Source organism: Thiohalomonas denitrificans (assembly GCF_016841685.1).
In the GTDB taxonomy this organism is placed as follows: domain Bacteria; phylum Pseudomonadota; class Gammaproteobacteria; order Thiohalomonadales; family Thiohalomonadaceae; genus Thiohalomonas; species Thiohalomonas denitrificans_A.
In genome coordinates, this window is sequence record NZ_JAENYR010000008.1 from 59,491 (window position 1) to 75,813 (window position 16,323).

Below are 16,323 nucleotides of genomic sequence, written 5' to 3' on the forward strand. Positions count from 1 at the left end.
CGACCGGCTATTGATTAGCGTAACTATCGTAACCGACTCTCTTGCAGACGAAGGGAATCACTGGAACCCCGAGGGACGGGAGCCTGGCTATGCGCTCAAAACTGCCCGATGCACCAGTGCTGAAGTCGATGCCGACGCGGATTATCGCTGCTCACTACAACCGCGTGCAGATTGCACTGAAGAAATTGGGCCATCCGCTCCACCTGATGCTACCCGGGATGCGAGGCTTTCAGGTGTATATAGAAGATGATGCGTGGATTTGCGCGGATCGCAATCTCAACAACCTGCCGATCCTCGCCTGGACCGAGTTTCGCCCAGGCACCCGTGACGGCCTGAATGAGTCGGTGCCCTGTCAGCTGCTCTATTACCATCCTTACGCCAACGTGGTGATACGTACCGTGCTGGAGGATTCGGTAAAGATTTTGAATGCCAGGATGCGCCGGGCCGGAAGGGGCGTCAAAGGCCGCATCGTCGCATTTCCCGGCATCCATCGCCCGTAAGCGGGCGGTCGAAACAGCAGCCCGGAACAAAGCCGGGTTTTTTTTCGACCAATAATGTTTCGCTTATGAATCTCCTCACAATTATAAATGCTTATGGATTTAATCAAAATTACTGAGTGGTATTTATGGCTGGGTCCGCTAGATTAACCAACACGGGGCACGGCGCGGTCCCTACCGAACCGAAACCAAATCCCAGTGAGGAGAAAAAATATGGCCAAGAGCTACAGCGCGGGCGTAAAAGAGTACCGCGAAACATACTGGATGCCCGAATACACGCCGAAGGACACTGATTTTCTGGCCTGCTTCAAAGTGGTGCCCCAGGCGGGCGTGCCCCGTGAAGAGGCGGCTGCGGCGGTCGCAGCCGAGTCCTCCACCGGCACCTGGACCACGGTCTGGACCGATTTGCTGACCGACCTGGACTACTACAAGGGCCGTGCCTACGCCATCGAAGATGTGCCCGGCGACGACGAAGCCTTCTACGCCTTCATCGCCTACCCGCTGGATCTGTTCGAAGAGGGCTCGGTGGTCAACGTTCTGACCTCTCTGGTGGGCAACGTGTTCGGCTTCAAGGCGGTCCGCTCCCTTCGCCTGGAGGATATTCGCGTGCCGGTCGCCTTCGTGGTCACCTGTGGTGGTCCCCCCCACGGTATTCAGGTCGAGCGCGACAAGATGAACAAGTACGGTCGTCCGATGCTCGGCTGCACCATCAAGCCGAAGCTGGGGCTCTCGGCGAAGAATTATGGCCGTGCCTGTTACGAAGGTCTGCGCGGTGGCCTCGATTTCACCAAGGATGACGAGAACGTCAACTCGCAGCCGTTCATGCGCTGGCGCCAGCGTTTCGAATTCGTTGCCGAAGCGATTCACAAGGCCGAGGCAGAAACGGGTGAGCGCAAGGGCCACTACCTGAACGTCACCGCGCCGACCCCGGAAGAGATGTACAAGCGCGCCGAGTTTGCCAAGGAACTGGGCATGCCGATCATCATGCACGACTACCTGACCGGCGGCTTCACCGCCAACACAGGTCTGGCCAACTGGTGTCGCGACAACGGTATCCTGCTGCACATCCACCGTGCCATGCACGCCGTGCTCGATCGCAACCCGCGTCACGGTATTCACTTCCGTGTGCTGACCAAGATGCTGCGCCTCTCCGGCGGAGATCACCTGCACTCCGGTACCGTGGTCGGCAAGCTCGAGGGCGACCGCGAGGCCACCCTGGGATGGATAGACCTGATGCGCGACTCCTATATCAAGGAAGACCGCAGCCGCGGTCTCTTCTTCGACCAGGATTGGGCGCACATGCCGGGTCTGCTTCCGGTCGCCTCCGGCGGTATTCATGTCTGGCATATGCCGGCGCTGGTCGCCATCTTCGGCGACGACTCCGTGCTGCAGTTTGGTGGCGGCACATTGGGCCACCCGTGGGGCAATGCCGCCGGCGCCGCCGCCAATCGCGTCGCCGTCGAAGCCTGCGTACAGGCCCGCAATGAAGGTCGAGAACTGGAGAAGGAGGGAAAGGAGATCCTCACCGCCGCCGCCAAGCACAGCCCCGAATTGAACATGGCGATGGAGACCTGGAAGGAGATCAAGTTCGAGTTCGACACCGTCGACAAAATCGACGCCGCCCACCGGTAAAGAAGGAGGTACGAGATACGAGGGGCGAGCTACGAGGAGGCTGGTATTCGGCCAGACCTTCGTATCTCGAATCTCGTATCTGACTCCGAACTGTAACGAAGGCTGCGCCCGTAACGGGAACAGCAAAACATAACGATTAAGAGGACGCTGATAATGAGCGAGATGCAGGATTACACCTCGAGCCTGAGCGACCCGTCGAGTCGCAAGTTCGAGACTTTCTCGTACCTGCCGGAAATGACCCCCGAACAGGTCCGCAAACAGGTGGAATACATCGTCAGTCAAGGCTGGAACCCGGCTATCGAACACACCGAACCCGAGAACGCCTTCGAACACTACTGGTACATGTGGAAACTGCCGCTGTTCGGCGAAACCGACGTCGATACCATCCTGGCCGAGGCCGAGGCGTGCCATAAGGCCCATCCGAACAACCACGTGCGTCTGGTAGGTTTCGACAACTTCGCCCAGTCCAAGGGCACGGAGATGGTTATCTATCGCGGAATCGCCGTTTAATCGCGGGTGACAGGTGAGGGGTCCCGGTCCCATCCGGGGCCCGTCGAAGTAAATGGATAACCGCAGAGACGCAAAGACCGCAAAGAAACTGCTAGTCGCAATCGCATCGGCCTTGATATGGGTCGGGCTTCAGCCCGAAAGGCGCCGGCCCCTTAGGCGCCTGTATGCCGGGAGACCGACCTGCAAGAAACGGCATAGTTCAGCTTTTGAACTCTTTGCGCTCTTGGCGGCTTAGCGGTGAATTTAAAACCCTGGTGACTCCCATGACCGATATCAGCAACGAACAGTACAAAATCAGTCAAGAGCCGTACTATCGGGCGGTCGGCAAAGAAGTGGAACTCTACGATGCGGCGTACGCGCGCCGCATGCCGATGATGCTCAAGGGCCCGACCGGCTGCGGCAAATCCCGCTTCGTCGAATACATGGCATGGAAACTGGGCCGCCCTCTGATTACGGTCGCCTGTAATGAAGACATGACCGCCTCCGATCTCGTTGGCCGTTTCCTACTCGACAAGGACGGCACCAAGTGGCAGGACGGCCCGCTGACCACGGCCGCCCGAATCGGTGCCATCTGTTATCTCGATGAGGTGGTGGAGGCCCGCCAGGACACCACGGTGGTGATCCATCCGCTGACCGACCACCGCCGGACGCTGCCCCTGGACAAGAAGGGCGAGCTGGTGCACGCCCATCCCGATTTCCAGCTGGTGATCTCCTACAACCCTGGTTACCAGAGCCTGATGAAGGACCTTAAACAGTCGACGAAGCAACGCTTTGGTGCACTGAATTTCGACTATCCGGAGGCGGAACTCGAGGGCGAAATCGTTGCCCGGGAGACCGGCGTCGATGGCGAGATCGCCTCCAAACTGGTCCAGATCGCCCACCGGGCCCGTAACCTCAAGGGGCACGGTCTGGATGAAGGGATCTCCACCCGCCTGCTGGTCTATGCGGGAGAGATGATCAACGAAGGCGTCGACCCGGCCTATGCCTGTCAGATGACCCTGGTCACGCCACTGACCGACGACCCGGACATGCGCGAGACACTGGAAGCCGCGGTCGAGACTTTCTTCGTCAGCTGAGGGTTTGCGGACAGGTGGACGTCTGTGCAGTGACCCAAGGGTAGGAGGCCCGCCCCAGGGCGATTCGATATCGGGGAATCGCAGCGAGGGCGCCCCCCCTGTTCCTGTTCCGACTGGGCGCCGACTCATCCGATCCATGAGTCCATCCCCTGCGAGCTCTGCGCCTCTGCGGTGCAAAATGAAATAGGTGGCCGATGAGCATCGATCTCGAAGAATATACCCAGTGCCTGAGCAAGGCGTCGCCCGAGGTGCGTGACACCCTGGCAGGCAGCTTTCATGAGGCCTCGCGGACGATGTCCCCGGTGGGCCTCCAGGCTTACCTGGAAGGGGCCAAAGCGCTCTGTGAGCTCGGGCGCGGAACCGACTTGGTGGTGACCTATCTCCAGGAGATGCCGCTGGTCGTCAAGGAGTGCGGCGAAGATGTCATTCGCGACTGCGTCAATGCGGCCTTGAAGCTCTCCTCCATGACTTCTGGCGAGGTAATCACGCTGCTGTTCGCAAGCCTGCCGACGGCGGCACGCCGTCTGGGGGATCCGGAGCTGCTGCGGGGCTATTTGCAGCTGATCCACCAGCTCTCGGCGCGAGCGGCGCGAGGACTGCGACCGATGCTGCGTCACATTGATGAGCTGCTCTCGAAACTCACCCTCTCCGGTCTTAAACGCTGGGCCAATTTCGGGGCCGAGGCCTACCGGCGCGATTTCGATAATCTGGTCGAGTACTTCTCGCTGGAGAGTCCGGACAGCCGGAAGGTCCTGCAAAAGGAGCGGCGCGGCACGCTGTTCGTAGATATGCAGCGCAAGCTGAACTTCTATCTCCGCGCCTTGTGGGGTAGGGATTTCTTTCTGCGCCCGGCCGCCGCCGATCACGAAGGCTTCAAGCCGTACGTGGAGCACCATGTGCTGCACCTGCCGGACGCGGTGGATCGTATCGGCGACGTCAGCGGGGCGGAGCTCTACCGGGCCCAGGCCGCTCATCTGGCGGCGCACGTGAGCTACACCACATCGGCGATATCGGCTGAACAGCTCTCGCCGGCGCAGATGTTCTTCATCGGACTGGCCGAGGACGCACGCGTCGAATACCACGCCATGCGGGATTTCCCGGGTCTGCGCAAGCTCTGGCGCAGGTTGATGAGCGCCGAATATGCGGGGAGAGTCGAGCATCCCAGCGTGGAAAAACTGGAACACTTTGCCCTGATGCTCCTGGACCCTGCGGTGCGTAGCGAAGACGGACCGCTGAATGAGTTGGCGACCCGCTTTCACAGCAACATCGAGGCGAAGCGGGACGACAACGGGTTCTCCTGGCATTTCGGACTCGAGCTGTTCAATCTCTTCGCCGCTCGACGCGAGGTGCCGAGCCTGCGTATTCTCGACTCCATCCGGATTCCCTACCGCGACGATAACCGCTTCATCTGGGAGTTCGAGGAGTTCGATTGGGCACAGCACGGAGTCGAGTACATTCCGGCCAGCCAGCGTCAGATACGCAAGTATGTCAGTGCCATCGAAATGGCCAACGAGCTTGATAGTGAGCTGGCCGGCGATGATGCCCAGGAAGTGTGGATCTGCGAAACCGAGTTCTTCCCCTACGAGGATGCCGGTGAAGCGACGGTCAGCTATAACCGGATGTGGGGCAAGGAGCCGATCTCCGAACCGTTCCACTATAAGGAATGGGACTACCAGGTCCAGCTGTTCCGTCCCGACTGGGCGACGGTGTACGAACGGCGCCAGACCAAGGGCGACCCGGAACTGGTGGACGATATCCTCAAGGAATACAAACCGATCGCCTATCAAATCAAGCGCATCATCGACATGCTGGCGCCTGAAGGGGTGCAGCGGGTGCGCAACATGGAAGATGGCGATGAGATCGACATCAATGCCGCCGTTGACGCGATGATTGCCATTCGCATGGGTGAGCACCCGAATCCGCGCATCACCATGCGCAATGTCATCAATAAACGGGATGTGGCGGTCAGCGTCCTGCTCGACCTCTCCGAGTCGACCAACGATCCGGTGGAAGGGGCGGACAAGACGGTCCTGGAGCTGACCCGCGAAGCGGCAACGCTGCTGGCGACGGCCATCAACGGCATCGGCGACCCCTTTGCGATCCACGGGTTTGCCTCCGACGGGCGTCATGATGTCCAGTATTATCGCTTCAAGGATTTCAATCAGCCGTTCGATGACATTGTGAAGGCACGGCTGGCCGGTATGAAAGGGGGGCTTTCCACCCGCATGGGCGCTGCCATACGGCACGCCGGCAGCCATCTGCTGCGCCAGCCCGAGCAGCGCAAGCTGCTGTTGCTGGTGACCGACGGTGAGCCGTCGGACGTGGACGAGCGTGATCCGCAGCACCTGCGTTGCGATACCCGCAAGGCGGTCGAGGAGCTCGCCACTTGTGGGGTGCTCAGCTACTGCCTGACGCTGGATCCCAACGCCGATAGTTATGTGAAGCGGATCTTTGGCGCCAGCAACTATACTGTCGTCGACCACGTCCAGCGGCTGCCGGAGAAGCTTCCGACCCTGTTCGCCAGCCTCACGCGGTAGAACGGCCTTAATCGCAAAGCTTCCGCTCCTGCTCACGCCCCTCACCTACATCCCTGTAGGCGAAGACGCAAAGAGCGCAAAGGAAACCGAACGAATACTTTTGATCGTCGGTGGGCGGAGATTGCGGATCGGTAGAAGCTCACATGTGGGCGAAACGGCAAAGCCATCATTTGAAACATTCGCCCGAAGGGCTGGGTGCTTACGAGCGGGTTTTAGGTATTGATTGACCGAACAGAGGGCACCTTGAGCTCCAGATGCCAAGACACACAAGCACGCACTGCTTCGCGCCCTTCGCGCCCTTTGCGGTTAAAGCGAGGTAGGTACTGATGAATAGGCTCGACAAACGCTACGTTGGGATCCACAACGAACTCAACGGTGGCATGACCGATACCGCCAAGATCATCCGGGATGCCTGGGTATTCGGGCTGATTCCCGAGAAGGAGACCTGTAAAGGCTGGAATGCGCAAGCCCTCGAGGGATTGTGGGAAAAGGTCAATGCCGAATGGGAAAAGTACGGATTCGGGGTCGGTAAACTGCCCCCGGAGCTCCGGGCCCGCTTCATGCGAATCCAGCAGAAGGCCTTTGACGAGGCCAGGGCGGCCGGCTGGGATGCCGAGAGGGATATCCAGGACGAGTAGTACGCCTGCATGAAGGGTTTTACCGATTCAGAGGCCCGCAGAGTCGTCCCTGCAAGGCTTGGCTCGCCGGGAATGGTTGCTGTTTGTATCCTTTCCAAGAGCCGCAACGCGGCGGGAGCGGCTCTGCAGGGCTCCCTTCAAGGAAAGGCGAGCAGCAACCATGCGGTTTTGCGCTTGCTGGAGTCAGACCCGCTGGCCCCGCGCAGGCGCGCCATGCTGAAACGGTCGAAAACATCATGCAGGAGTACTCGATGTATACCCGTCACGAGGAGGTTCCGGCGCTCACCAGTCGAGCGGGAAAAGTGGATGGGGCGGACTACAACCTGGTACATCGGGCCCTGAGCCGTGACGGACCGAGCATTCGGCTCGCCCTGCCAGGTCTGAAGACTCTCGAGATGATCCTGCAACACGACGCCTGGATCGTCGTGGACGTCGCCTTCAACGATATTCCCGTCCTGGCCTGGACCGACTTCGAAGCCAAGGGCCGCAGCACACTGCACGAGTCTGTGCCTTGCAGGGTCAGGCTTTATCACGGCCACGCTTCTATGGTGCTGAGGCGAGCGTTGCAGATTGTCCGAGACGAGTTGAGCGAACGTTACGGACCTGCGGGAACCCAGCCCGCCGTGCTCCCGTTCAAAAAGAGGGACTAGCGGCACGCGCCTGTCCCTGACAAATGTCGGCAAGGTTCGGGAGGATTCTCGCAAATCTTGGCCACGGCACTCCTCAATAGGAGGAACCATTCAGCCTGAGGACTCACCGGGACGACACACGGCTTGAAACCTGACTATAATACTAGGTTAGAATGGCTCCAAAAGAGGAGGAGCGCGAATGCCGATGAAACCCGGCCTGCCGTCGGAGCCGGCCACTGACGACCTCACTGTCACCATCGAGCCGGAGATCTATAACCCGATCCGTTTGGCGCTTCTGCGTTTCGATCTGCCGATCAAAACGATTCTCGGGGGTCGCGGCGTGGAATTGCACCTGTTCCAGGATGCCTGGATCTGCTTCGACCTGCGGCTGGGTTACAAGCCGGCGCTGGCCTGGACCGGGTTTGAAGCCGCCGCCCGTGGCGAGCTCGCCGGGCCGGTCAGGGCGCGGGCCCTTCTCTACAATTCCAATGCACAGTTGTTCGTTCATTCGGTGCTTCCGGAACTGGCCATTCGGATGCAGGGACAACTGAGGGCTGCCTATCCGCCGGGAGCACGGATCGTCGCCTTTCCGGGGAGGTCCTGACACCCCTGCCATCCCCCGAGTTTATTAAATCCATAAGGTTTTGCTTATCCACCAAATTTAAGGGTAGGCTCTTTTCTTATGGTCCGGACTGGTGTATTGTGCCTCCATCGTGAGATGGCGGGATGCCGCCGCACGCATTTAAAAAACCAAACAGCAAGGGTGTTCATCAATGGACCAGTCCAATCGCTACGCACGTCTTGACCTGAATGAAGACGAACTCATCAAGGGCGGCCGCCACGTACTTTGTGCCTACCTGATGAAGCCGAAGGCCGGCTACTACGATTTCCTCGGTACTGCAGCGCATTTCGCTGCCGAGTCCTCCACCGGCACCAACGTCGAAGTCTCCACCACCGATGATTTTACCAAGGGTGTCGACGCTCTGGTCTACGAAATCGACGAAGCCAAAGAGCTCATGAAGATCGCCTATCCGATCGAGCTCTTCGACCGCAACATCAAGGACGGTCGGGCGATGATCGTCAGCTTCCTGACCCTGGCTATCGGTAACAACCAGGGCATGGGCGACGTCGAATACGCCAAGATGCTCGACTTCTATATACCGCCCGCCTACCTGCGCCTGTTCGATGGCCCCGCCATGAACATCCAGGACATGTGGCGTGTGCTGGGCCGTGACATCAACAACGGCGGCATGGTCGTCGGCACCATCATCAAACCGAAGCTGGGCCTGCGTCCGCAGCCGTTCGCCGATGCCTGCTACCAGTTCTGGCTCGGTGGCGACTTCATCAAGAACGACGAGCCGCAGGGCAATCAGGTCTTCGCTCCGCTGAGAAAGACCATCCCGCTGGTGGCCGACGCGATGAAGCGTGCCCAGGATGAGACCGGCGAGGCGAAGCTCTTCTCCGCCAACATCACCTCCGACGACCCGTTCGAGATGATTGCGCGCGGCGAGTTCATCCTGGAAACTTTCGGCGAGGACGCCGACCACGTCGCCTTCCTGGTGGATGGTTTTCTCGGCGGGCCGATGTCAGTCACCACCTGCCGTCGCTATTTCGCGAATCAGTTCCTGCACTACCACCGTGCCGGCCACGGCATGATCACCAGCCCGCAGGCCAAGCGTGGCTACAACGCTCTGGTACACATGAAGATGTCCCGCATGCAGGGTGCCTCCGGCATCCACACCGGCACCATGGGCTTCGGCAAGATGGAAGGTGACCCCACCGACAAATTGCTGGCGTACATGCTGGAGAACGAAGAGGCCGAAGGCCTGTACTACCCGCAGAAGTGGTATGGCATGAAGCCGACCACCCCGATCATCTCGGGCGGCATGAACGCCCTGCGTCTGCCGGGCTTCTTCGATAACCTGGGTCACTCCAACGTCATTCAGACCTCTGGCGGTGGTGCATTCGGCCACAAGGACGGCGGTACCGCTGGTGCCAAATCCCTGCAGCAGGCCCGTGACGCCTGGATGAAGGGTGTCGATCTGGTCGAATATGCGAAGGAGCACCCGGAACTGAAGGGCGCCTTCGAGACCTTCGATTGGGACGCTGACAAGCTGTATCCGGGCTGGCGCGAGAGCCTGGGCGTATCTGCGGCTGCTCACAAGTAAGTCCGTCAGGCTGCCAGGAGAGCCTGGTTGCCGTGAAAAACCCCTGCCGTTTGCGGCAGGGGTTTTTTAGGTTTGGGGTGACACTTATGGCCCTGGCGCATGCCGAATGGCCGCATTAAAGGGCCGGGCCCGGCGCTGATCCCGGCCGTCCGATGCGGGGAGCCGGAGTGCCCCGTCAATCTATAAGCAAATCCCTATCATCTTGATAATTAATATCTTCTTTACTTATACTCGCCCCGCCGGTAGGGTTTTGTCCGAACCACGAAGCCAACCTGAAGCGGGAAAATGAAACAAGAGGCGAGCACCATGAGCATCAATCGTGACCAGTACCTCATCCGGGACGAGCCGTTCTACCGTGAGTCCGGCAGCGAGGTGAAGCTGTTCGAGGCGGCCTACGCGGCGCGCCTGCCGGTGATGATCAAGGGCCCGACCGGTTGCGGCAAGTCCCGTTTTGTGGAGTACATGGCCTGGAAGCTGGGCAAGCCGGTGGTGACCGTGGCCTGTAACGAGGACATGACCGCTGCCGACCTGGTCGGGCGCTATCTGCTCGATGCGCAGGGTACCCGCTGGCAGGACGGCCCGCTGACCATCGCCGCGCGTATGGGTGCCATCTGCTATCTGGACGAAGTCGTCGAGGCCCGCCAGGACACCACAGTGGTCATTCATCCGCTGACCGATTACCGGCGCGCTTTGCCGCTGGACAAGAAAGGTGAAGTGATTCAGGCTCACGAGGACTTCCAGCTGGTGATCTCCTATAACCCCGGTTACCAGAGCCTGATGAAGGACCTGAAGCAGTCCACCAAGCAGCGCTTCACCGCCCTCGAGTTCGACTATCCCGAATCCGATACCGAAACCGAAATCGTCAGCAAGGAGACGGGCATCGACAGTGCCATGGCCCGCAAGCTGGTAGATATCGGCCACCGCGGCCGTAACCTCAAGGGGCACGGCCTGGATGAAGGCATCTCCACACGTCTGCTGGTCTACGCGGCTCATCTGATCCAGCATGGCGTCGATCCCCGCCAGGCCTGCCGCATGGCGCTGATCCAGCCGATTACCGATGACACCGATATCCGCGACAATCTCGAAAGCGCGTTTGATCTGATTTTTTAGGGTTCACCGCAGAGACGCAGAGTGCGCAGAGCGGCACAAAGCTTTTTTGAGAGATGCCACGGGGCATTCTTCCAGGATTCCCGCTCTGCGAACCTCTGCGTTCTCCGCGTCTCTGCGGTGCACCGTTTTTCTTTGCGCTCTTTGCGGTTAATTTCCAACCATGGCTGATACCGAACTTCAGAACGCCCGCGCCCGGCTGCGCTGCCCGGTAGAGGCGGTTGACGACATCTTTCCCGCCTGTTTCGCCGAGGCGAAGGCGAACATGTCGGAGCAGGTGCTGGACGCCTGGCTGGACGGCGCCTTCAACTTCTGCATACGGGGGCCTCGTGGCCAGGATCGGATCCTGACCTATCTGGAGACCCTGCCTCAGGTTGCCCGTATGGTCGGAGAGGGGGCCGTGACCTCCTGCATCGAGATCGGCACCACACTGCAGCTCGAGGTCCATGCCGCCCAGGTGGGGCCCTTCTTCACGGTGCTCCCCACAGTGGCCCGGCGCCTGCCCGAGCGACCGCTGTTCGAGCAGTGGCTGGCGCTGGTCACCAGGGTAGCGAAGGAGGGGCGCTATGGACTGAAGCCGCTGATTGAGAAAACCCCCGACCTGTTGTCGCAGGTGGATATCGGCGGATTGTTGCGATGGGCCGAGGCGGGTTTTCAGGCCCACGCCAGCCAGCCCAACAAACTCGCCGACTGGTTCGCACTGGCTGGAGCTGATGCCAAGGCCGCCCTGCAGCGAGAGCGTCGCGGCACGCTTTTTGTGGACCATGAGCGTCGCATCGAGACCTTCGTGCGCGCCCTTTGGGATGATGAGGTTCCTTTTCATATCTACTCCGAGCGTTTCCATGAACTGCGCAAACCGGTGCCCTATCTGGACAGCCTCGGCTTTCATGTCCCGGACATCTACACGGATGCTCACGGGGTAAGCGGTCTGGACCGATATCGTGCCGTCATTGCGCACATGATGGGGCATCGGCTCTACTCCGAGCCATTCATCGCGGACAACTTCAATCGCTACCAGCATATCTTCATCGAGGTGTTCGAGGATGCGCGTGTCGAATACCTGCTGATGCGGCAATTCCCGGGACTCCGGCGTATCTGGAAGGCCCTCCACCCGGTCCCGGGCCCGGACGATTGTCCCGAAGGCTGGGCCTGTATCCGCCACCTGGCCACCATGCTCTCCCGCGCCCTGCTGGACCCGGAAGACCACCCCTACCGGGACCCCACGCTGCTGGACTTTGTGCAGCGCTTCCTGGAGCGGATGAAGGCCGATCCCCACGACCGCAAGATCCCTACCGAGCTCGGAGTGCAGTATCTGGTGAAGGTCCACTCGGTCGATTTCCGCTCGCCCAGGATCTACTTCGAAAACACCTTCATCAGTTATCGGGACGATAACCGCAATATCTGGATGTTCATGGAGGACACGGACGATGAGGATGAATTCCACTCCGAGCACCAGGCCGCCAACCCACGCACCGAAGACGAGGAAGAGCAGATCCAGTTCGCCCGTCACCATCGGGAGTGGGATTATCACCAGGGGCGCTATCAAGCCGACTGGGCGACGGTTTACGAGGCCATCCACCCGGCGGGTGATGCCGGTATTATCGATTCACTGCTCGAAGAGCACCGTCCGCTTGCCAAGAAGATCAAGCGCATGGTGGAATTCCTGAAGCCCCAGCAGCATGTGCGGGTGCGTTATCAGGAGGAGGGTGACGAGCTGGATCTGGATGTCGCCGTACGCGCCATGATCGATTACCGCTCCGGCAGCACCCCCGACTCGCGGATTCACCAGTTCTACAAACATGATGGCCGTGACATTGCCGTGCTGTTGCTGGTCGATCTCTCCAACTCCCTCAACGAAACCCCGCAAGGGGCCGACCGTTCCATCCTGCGACTCTCCCAGGAGGCCGTCTCACTGCTCGGGACTGCGGTCGATGCCCTGGGCGACAAGTTCGCCATCGCCGGTTTCGCCTCCAATACCCGTCACGAAGTGCGTTATCTGCATTTCAAGGGGTTCAGTGATGCCTGGGATGACCAGGTGAAGAGTCGGCTGGGTGCCATGGAGGGTGCCCTGTCCACTCGAATGGGTGCAGCCCTGCGCCATGGCGGCCAATACCTCGCCAGGCAAAAGGCCGAAAAACGCCTGCTGCTGCTGCTCTCCGATGGCGAGCCCCATGACGTGGACGAAGACGACCCGCTCTACCTCATCGAGGATACCAGGAAGGCGGTGGAAGAGCTGGGGGCCAAGGGTGTCGACACCTATTGCGTCACCCTCGACCCACACGCCGACGAATATGTCGATCACATCTTCGGTTACCGCTACACGGTCATCGACCGGGTGCAGCGGCTTCCCGAACGTCTGCCGCAGTTGTTCATGGCACTGACCCGTTGAGGCGTGAATCACATGCTGAACATTACGACCTATCGACAGGCGGCTGAGGAGAACAATCGGGGTTTTGTTGAAATGAACGGATCGGTTCGACATCGGACAAGGAAGGGCTAGACTCCCGTTAACTGATGGTGGCCGCCGGACGCGGCCCGGTCTCCTCAAGCGAAACGAGGGGAAAACGTTCATGGAAAAGGGAGGATTGCCCCATGGACATGCGATGGAATGCCTGCGGTAGTTATTTTGAAACCTGTAGCTGTGATGCCGCCTGCCCCTGCGCCTTTTTGAGCGCGCCGACCAAGGGTGACTGCACGCTGTTCGCCGGGTGGCATATCGATGAGGGACATTACGGTGATATTTCCCTCGACAGCCTGAATGTGGCGCTGGCGGTGTATTCACCGGGACATATGATGGAGGTGCCCTGGAAAGCGGCGCTCTACGTCGACGAGCGCGCCACTGATGCGCAGCGGGAGGCCCTGACCACCATTTTCACCGGCGAAGCCGGAGGGCAGCCGGCCCGCCTGTTCTCGCATGTCGGTGAGTTCCTCGGCGTGAAGAGCGTACCCATCGAGTACGAAAGCAATGCCAGGCACCGCGGTCTGAGGATCCCCAGCATCGCCGACGCGGAGATCGTCGATCTCGTCACCGAAGGCGACGAGGAGATCACCATCACCCATCGGCCCTGGTCGATTGCCCCGGGGTACCCCACGGTGGTGGCGAAGTCGGAGAAGCTGGAGTTCAACGACTATGACATGCACTGGCAGCTTTCCGGCGAAAATGGATACCACTCGCCATTCGAATACAGGGTCTGACCGGGACGTCATGGATGCACAGGCAGTCTATCGGCGGGACCGGAATATCATACTGGCCTCTCTGGCGGGAGTAACACTCCTGGCCTGGCTGTATATGTACGCCATGGCTGCCCCGTTCGGGGCGGTCACGGCGGAGTTCCTGTGCGCACCCCGGAGCGGCAGCTGGGGGCCGGGTGATATCCTGACTTCCCTTGCCATGTGGAATATCATGATGGTGGGGATGATGATCCCCACCGCCTCTCCCATGATCCTCATGTTCGCGACGACCAATCGGCGCCAGCACGGCCAAAGCGGACCTTATGTGCCGACGTTTTTTTTCGTGTCCGGATATGTCCTGATCTGGGCGGTTTACAGTATCGCGGGGACTGCGGCGCAATGGGGCTTACAGGAAGCCGCCCTTCTGTCACCTCTGGTCCTCCAGGTCACACCCCAGTTGGGCGCAGTGCTGCTTATAGTCGCCGGACTTTTCCAATTTACCTCACTGAAGTACAACTGCCTGACCCACTGTCGGACGCCCATGGCGTTCTTGAACAGTGAATGGCGGGAAGGGGCGGGTGGTGCGATGTGGATGGGCCTGAAGCACGGTAGCTACTGCGTAGGCTGCTGCTGGGCCATTATGCTGCTGATGTTCGTGGCCGGGCTTATGAACCTCGTTTGGACCGCCTTTTTGGCCGCTTTCATGCTATTGGAAAAGATTGCGCCGGCCGGCGACAAGTTGGGGCGAATTGCCGGTGTGCTCGCGGTGGGGGCGGGGATGTGGCTGCTATCGGGGATTGGCTGAGGACGACCGTCCGGGAATTGCTAATCGAGACCCCGAAGACGAAAATCTTTCCGGCCGTCAAAAGGAGCCCCGCACTAGAACGCTGTGCGGGGAATCGCTGCCAATGCGGGAAGCCTCTTATTCGCCGTCCTGTTCGTTGAAAAAGAGCACCTCTTCCATCTCCGGGACAATGGTGTTCAGCCCCAGGAGCTGCCACATCTGCATGCCGCCCCGATAATACTTGATCTTGTCTATCGGGTAACCGAGTTTCGCCAGTGCACGAATGGCGTGGGGTGATTGGCCACACCAGGGACCGTTACACCATAAGACGACTTCCTTGGCCTTCGAGAAGTCCCAGTGCCCCGATTTCTTGCTGTCACCAAATACGCTATCGATCAGTCGGGTTATCGTGCCGTCTTCGCGTTTGGCGCCGACTCCCAGGAGGTTCAGGGCCTCGATCAGATTCGGGTGATCGGTTTCGCGCTGGAAGACCGTGAAGGGAATATTGATCGACCCCGGGATCGTGCCCCGCAGATACCAGTCCGGCAGTCGGGCATCAATGAGGAATCCATCTCCCGGATTGACCTTTTGCTCCATGAAATCAAACAGATCGGTTTCAGTGAACAGCTCTACCCCGGCAACCGGTGTCGAAGGTTGAATGCAAAACGGTGGACAGTTCCGCGAGGTCTTGGCCCACATGGCATCCACCAGGTTATCCCCGTCCTGGTCGCGTCGGACATCGATCATCTTGTTGTGGTGGTTGACCCTGAACGAAGCCTTGTCTTCGGTCAGGTTGACGTCCAGAGCGTTGGCTGGCATGGCTATCACCAGACTGCCGAATAGAACGAAAATACCGATAAGCCGGCTTGTGAACGGCTGATGCATGGCTACCCCCTATTGGTGGTTACTGTTTGAGTAACTCGTTGATTTTTTCACGTATCTTGGTGATTTCCGCACCGGAGCGGTAGACCCGGTAGACGGCCCTTCGCTTGGGCTCACTCAACTTCTTGTAAAACACATAGCTGCCGATGTAGTTTGCCTTTAGCCAGCTCTCCATTTGCGGTTGATCATCGGTACGCGGTGGTGGGCGCCCATCATCGTCTTGTGCCTGGAAAGTGGGTGCGACGGTCGGATTATCGCTTTCGGCTTCGGCTTTCAACGCATCCAGATATCCGGTATCGGCCGCCCATGCCTGCATCGCCGACCCGAGAAGGAATACAGCGAATAACGATTTTAATGACACCCCGTTAAAAGGGAGAGAATCACCCTTATCGCCCATGCCAACCCCCTACACATTGATTGTGTACTTATTTTCAGTAAAAAAGTTTATCACCTCTGATTCTCAGGGCAATACCCCTTAAAAGGCGCTAGGAGCCTTCGGACTTGACCGATCGTAGCGAGGGAAAGCCGGTTTGAGACAGATTTTTCGATCTTTCGAGGCGAATACGACTGCATGGACGCAGTCGGTAGAGCGAAGCAGGATGCCCGAGTCGAGTGGGTCTATTTGACGAGAAAGGTAACTGCTCACTCCCCCGTCATTCCCGCGGAGGCGGGAATCCAGAGAGCAGCGGCAT

The 16,323-nt window shown here is 59.4% G+C and carries 15 protein-coding genes; 13 read left to right on the top strand and 2 right to left on the bottom strand.

Annotated elements, in window-relative coordinates; genetic code table 11:
- Positions 1-89: 89 nt before the first annotated feature.
- The 13 genes from Q7L05_RS02965 (at position 90) to Q7L05_RS03025 (ending at position 14,770) form a co-directional block, all read left to right on the top strand.
- A complete protein-coding gene (locus Q7L05_RS02965; RefSeq protein ID WP_303901692.1) occupies positions 90-500 on the top strand; it encodes a hypothetical protein in 411 nt (136 codons plus the stop codon).
- Positions 501-710: 210 nt separating this feature from the next.
- On the top strand, positions 711-2,129 hold the full coding sequence (locus Q7L05_RS02970) for a form I ribulose bisphosphate carboxylase large subunit (protein WP_303901694.1): 1,419 nt from the start codon (positions 711-713) through the stop codon (positions 2,127-2,129).
- Between the two features lie 153 nt (positions 2,130-2,282).
- Complete coding sequence (locus Q7L05_RS02975) at positions 2,283-2,639, top strand: ribulose bisphosphate carboxylase small subunit (RefSeq protein ID WP_303901696.1); 357 nt, start codon at positions 2,283-2,285, stop codon at positions 2,637-2,639.
- A 263-nt stretch (positions 2,640-2,902) separates the two neighbouring features.
- Entirely contained in the window at positions 2,903-3,715 is an 813-nt protein-coding gene (locus tag Q7L05_RS02980) for a CbbQ/NirQ/NorQ/GpvN family protein (RefSeq protein ID WP_303901698.1), read from the top strand.
- A 194-nt stretch (positions 3,716-3,909) separates the two neighbouring features.
- Complete coding sequence (locus tag Q7L05_RS02985; protein WP_303901700.1) at positions 3,910-6,252, top strand: nitric oxide reductase activation protein NorD; 2,343 nt, start codon at positions 3,910-3,912, stop codon at positions 6,250-6,252.
- Between the two features lie 326 nt (positions 6,253-6,578).
- Positions 6,579-6,890, top strand: a complete 312-nt coding sequence (locus Q7L05_RS02990) for a hypothetical protein (RefSeq protein ID WP_303901703.1) — start codon at positions 6,579-6,581, stop codon at positions 6,888-6,890.
- Positions 6,891-7,141: 251 nt separating this feature from the next.
- A complete protein-coding gene (locus tag Q7L05_RS02995) occupies positions 7,142-7,540 on the top strand; it encodes a hypothetical protein (protein ID WP_303901705.1) in 399 nt (132 codons plus the stop codon).
- A gap of 178 nt (positions 7,541-7,718) precedes the next feature.
- Entirely contained in the window at positions 7,719-8,123 is a 405-nt protein-coding gene (locus Q7L05_RS03000) for a hypothetical protein (protein ID WP_303901708.1), read from the top strand.
- Between the two features lie 169 nt (positions 8,124-8,292).
- Positions 8,293-9,687: a ribulose-bisphosphate carboxylase gene (locus Q7L05_RS03005; protein WP_303901711.1), complete on the top strand. Its 1,395-nt coding sequence runs from the start codon at positions 8,293-8,295 to the stop codon at positions 9,685-9,687.
- Between the two features lie 306 nt (positions 9,688-9,993).
- Positions 9,994-10,797 (top strand): CbbQ/NirQ/NorQ/GpvN family protein, encoded by an 804-nt coding sequence (locus Q7L05_RS03010; RefSeq protein ID WP_303901736.1) that lies wholly within the window; start codon positions 9,994-9,996, stop codon positions 10,795-10,797.
- A gap of 160 nt (positions 10,798-10,957) precedes the next feature.
- Positions 10,958-13,183 (top strand): nitric oxide reductase activation protein NorD, encoded by a 2,226-nt coding sequence (locus Q7L05_RS03015; RefSeq protein WP_303901713.1) that lies wholly within the window; start codon positions 10,958-10,960, stop codon positions 13,181-13,183.
- Between the two features lie 203 nt (positions 13,184-13,386).
- Positions 13,387-13,989 (top strand): DUF1326 domain-containing protein, encoded by a 603-nt coding sequence (locus tag Q7L05_RS03020; RefSeq protein ID WP_303901716.1) that lies wholly within the window; start codon positions 13,387-13,389, stop codon positions 13,987-13,989.
- A gap of 10 nt (positions 13,990-13,999) precedes the next feature.
- Positions 14,000-14,770, top strand: coding sequence for a DUF2182 domain-containing protein (locus tag Q7L05_RS03025; RefSeq protein ID WP_303901719.1), 771 nt, complete (start codon positions 14,000-14,002; stop codon positions 14,768-14,770).
- Between the two features lie 117 nt (positions 14,771-14,887).
- Here the strand turns inward: Q7L05_RS03025 and Q7L05_RS03030 are convergent, their stop codons facing one another.
- Together Q7L05_RS03030 and Q7L05_RS03035 are read right to left on the bottom strand one after the other, a co-directional pair.
- Positions 14,888-15,634, bottom strand: a complete 747-nt coding sequence (locus Q7L05_RS03030) for a rhodanese-like domain-containing protein (RefSeq protein ID WP_303901722.1) — start codon at positions 15,632-15,634, stop codon at positions 14,888-14,890.
- Positions 15,635-15,653: 19 nt separating this feature from the next.
- Positions 15,654-15,947, bottom strand: a complete 294-nt coding sequence (locus tag Q7L05_RS03035) for a hypothetical protein (protein WP_303901725.1) — start codon at positions 15,945-15,947, stop codon at positions 15,654-15,656.
- Positions 15,948-16,323 lie beyond the last annotated feature (376 nt).